Here is a 3608-nt window from a genome sequence, read left to right on the forward strand (position 1 = left end):
TGCCTGCCGGTAGCTGTCCGTAAAGTTCCCTGCCAACCAATGTATACCAACTGATACTGCGTATGTTGTATCTATAAAACGTTGACAAATAATCGGTAGTAACCGGAATTAGACCGAAATTCTCGCGGCAAACCCCGTATTCGTATGGCGCACCATCGTAATAGTTATGCGGTGGAATTGCTGCCAGTCCGATATAACCGTGGAAAACATCCAGCTTCTCTGCAATCTTGTCGACAAATTCATCTAATTTTGCCAAATCTTTGGGGGAAGACAAAATTTCCAGTGGCAGATTAAAAAGCAGAGTGCCTAACGGCATATGCGGCTCATTTGCCAAACCTGCGGCAATAGAGGTAATGTCGAAATAATAGGATGCGCTGGTATCTGCATGCTCGCTTTGCATTCCCCACATCACCTCTGGCGGATTTTCCTTCCGATTGTCCAACCACCGGTAGATTGTATCCCGTTCTTTCAGATATGATTTTTCGGTCAGTTTGACTTTTTTAATATCCCTATGGCCTCTTTCGTGCCTAGCTATTGTCAGCTTGTCTTTCGACCATTCGTAATAGAAATCCATCAAACCGGTTAAGGCATCGGCGACATTATCACGGGTATTGAAATAGACCACGCCGCGTATGCCCAGTTGCAACAGGGTAAAGCCATGTTCGTTGTAGCGTTTGGTACGGTCGGCGGTGTAGCGGATGGCGGCGAGTTGCTTTTTGGTATCATCCATAGATTATCCTTTCTTAATTAAAATGAAGATTTGTGTCCGGCAGCGCAGCTGTTGCGGGCTTCTTCTTTGCTGGTAATGATTTCTCCATTGCAACCTAATACGGTTACGTGAGGGCTGGCATCAGCCTCCTCTTTGCTTGCCTCGCTGATATATTCAACAGTACAATCAATTACAGAATTTAAAAACAAAGGTCGTCTGAAATTTTTAGACGACCTTTGTTTTCACACGCCCTCAACATCAATCCGATAACGTGCAACCTTAAGTATTATTCCTACTTTAAAATTTGGGTTCTTTCTGTAAATAAGGTAGTAAATCGGGATCCTGATAGCCCTCATCAATTTTATACCCCTTGCTAACCAACATGGCCTCCTCTTTTTTGCGTTTTGCCAGTTCAATATTTCGGTAGCGTTGCCAGTATTCCGGCAGGCGGGAGCTGATTTTATCCATTTCTTCTTGAAGTTTATCGATGCCATAACCGTCAGGGATAAATGTGTTATATATGTCATTTCGGGTGCTGTAGCGCGCGGTTTTAAACTCAATCCGCATCATATACTGCCCCCATTCTTTAAAACTTAATGTTTTATTGATGTCATCTAAATCTTCTTGGTCGTTGACGGTTGAGTCAAATGAAAGACTCATTTCAACACCGTCCAAATAAAAGTTCACGATAAAGCCTCCTTGTCTTATCACGCTATACCATGTATTGAAATCGGGAACTACACCGGGATCGGTAATATCGCCCAAGCCAAAATTTTCTTCACCTTGGAAATATCTGATGGCATCTTTACCTGTCAGCCGAGGACTGGATAAATAAATATAGCGTTGCCAACCACTGTCCTGGATCCGCTTCATCAGCTTAACCCATAAATCATAGGCTTCACGATGGCGGATAAGTTCGCTGGCACTGATGCCGCTGTTTAAAACAATATCATTTACTCCCTCTCCCTCAGGTTCGGAACGTACCGATCCCATGGCGGTAAAGGTATGCGGGATAGTCAGGTCATGGCCGCTGTGGCGGATGGTGACGGCTCCCAATTGTTTTGACGGCCAATTCAAATCTAAAAAGCCGACCAGTTCTCCTGCGGTATGGTGATCCGCAATCGCACCTGCCTGTTTGAAGCTTTCCGGCCCTTTTTTGCCCAATTGTAAAGTTACTTCCTGCGGCATGATTTTCTCCTTGTTGTCTAAAGCATGAACTGTTAATGAGATCAGAGCGAGCAAAAGAGTAGCGAGCAAAGCTGCTACAGCCCGCTCACTGATTGCCTTGTGGATCGTTCCAAGATTCATCGGTTTCTCCTTTTTTGGTGCTGCCTATCCAGCCTGCTATGGTTTGCAGGTGTCCTTCAATATATTCCCTACTTTTCGGATCACTCATTAAATTATGATACTTATCCGCTACGTCTAAAATCCATTTCATCCTACTATCATATTTCTCTGCCTTCATATTGTCTGGTGCATAGGAGAATGGGTCTTCCTTCAACCTGTATTTGACCCTTTCCGCCTGCGGCAGCGGCATACCGTGCCGGTTGAAAGATTCAACCGCATGATTACCACCGGATTCTTTCAACCTTTGAAGATAGACGGCATACGGTTCTTCTTCATAGCTGCTGTGGAAGCGGATAAAAGTCTTGGGATTCTTTGCCCACCGTTGCATTTCTGCACCTAAACGCATCCATGGATGATCCCAGCATATGCTTTGGAGGATATTCTTCTGTTCTTGTACTGCAATCAGTTTAAGGTGTTTGATTTGAAATTCTAAAGCTTTTTTACTGTATGGTTTTAAGTTTTCTATGAGTGGTAATTTTTTAAAAGCCTCCTGTATTTCATAGGTCAATTTAAAACCCTTTACACCAGGCAGAGCTGTGGATGCCCAAGGCAAAGCATTGAGGGCTTTTTTTACTGGAGCAACATAATTACTTGCATTACGACTAGCTTTACATTGTTCAAAAGAGCCTGGACTCAGTGCCCAAGCCCAATGCCATGGTGCAACATCCATAAATAGCCATAAATTTCCTTTGGCGAAAATATGAGCGGATTTCGCTGCATCACGATATTTTTCAGCCCATTTCGGTACATACCGAACTTTGGCAGCCCAAAGACCTGTTGTTGTAACCCAAGAGTTAAATGTGGCTGCTACCGTTTTTGAGGCAAATGCACCTAACCCCATCCAATAAAAACGCCCTTTTAAATTAGGGTTGCCTCCTAACTCTTTCTCCATTTCTAGATAAATCCGTGCATAAATTGCCGCAATTCTTCGTGCACGTTGCTCATACCATACTTCAAGACGGTATTGATTATTTCCAGTTTTATTGGAAAGTTTAATGTAACTCGTCTGTTGTAATAAAGACCAAAAAGTATCACAGGTGCACTTTTCGGAATGACAACTTTTTGGGGTTTGATTGGTTTGTGAGGTACTAAATGTTAAATTAGTCGCCATTTTCATGCATCTCCAAATGGTGGGGCAGAATCAAAATCAGCCCATTGTAATTCAGTTTTTAATTCCTGCTGTTTTTCTGCATGTATTCTATGACTAAGACCTTTAGTAGTCGTAATGCCGGTAATTACCTCATCTTTATTATGGATAATATACGCAATAGAATGCATAGGTTTGCCATCAGGAAATAAAAATTGAAACTGCTCATCATATTTTTCAACCGCAGGCATACCTTTCATATTTACTCCTGCACTATTTGGTCCCGTCACCTCCATCGGCGCCTTCACCCTTACCAACTTCGGACTCCCAATCTCCACCTCCCCGTTCGCCAGTTTGATATACGCCCCTTTACAGGTAATCAGAATCTCTTCCTTCGCCGCGATGGTGATTTTCCCTGCGCTGCTGGTTAATACCGCATCCTTCAGCGCATTCAACTGCAACTCG

General features: G+C 43.3%; 4 protein-coding genes. All 4 read right to left on the minus strand.

All coding sequences use genetic code 11. The features are described from left to right. Window positions 1-730 (minus strand): type VI immunity family protein (locus tag HMPREF2726_RS01230; RefSeq protein ID WP_148132450.1); only part of this gene is annotated, 730 nt, incomplete at its 3' end. 276 nt (window positions 731-1006) lie between these two features. Continuing rightward, window positions 1007-2017: a hypothetical protein gene (locus tag HMPREF2726_RS01235; RefSeq protein ID WP_070601920.1), complete on the minus strand. Its 1011-nt coding sequence runs from the start codon at window positions 2015-2017 to the stop codon at window positions 1007-1009. Then, window positions 1983-3173 (minus strand): DUF2515 family protein, encoded by a 1191-nt coding sequence (locus HMPREF2726_RS01240; RefSeq protein ID WP_148132448.1) that lies wholly within the window; start codon window positions 3171-3173, stop codon window positions 1983-1985. The genes HMPREF2726_RS01235 and HMPREF2726_RS01240 overlap by 35 nt, the downstream gene beginning before the upstream one ends. Beyond that, the coding region (locus HMPREF2726_RS14595; protein WP_246827842.1) for a DUF2345 domain-containing protein at window positions 3170-3608 on the minus strand (439 nt) is incomplete at its 5' end. The genes HMPREF2726_RS14595 and HMPREF2726_RS01240, both read right to left, overlap by 4 nt.

The sequence above is a fragment of the Neisseria sp. HMSC074B07 genome, assembly GCF_001810355.1.
Classification (GTDB): Bacteria; Pseudomonadota; Gammaproteobacteria; order Burkholderiales; family Neisseriaceae; genus Neisseria.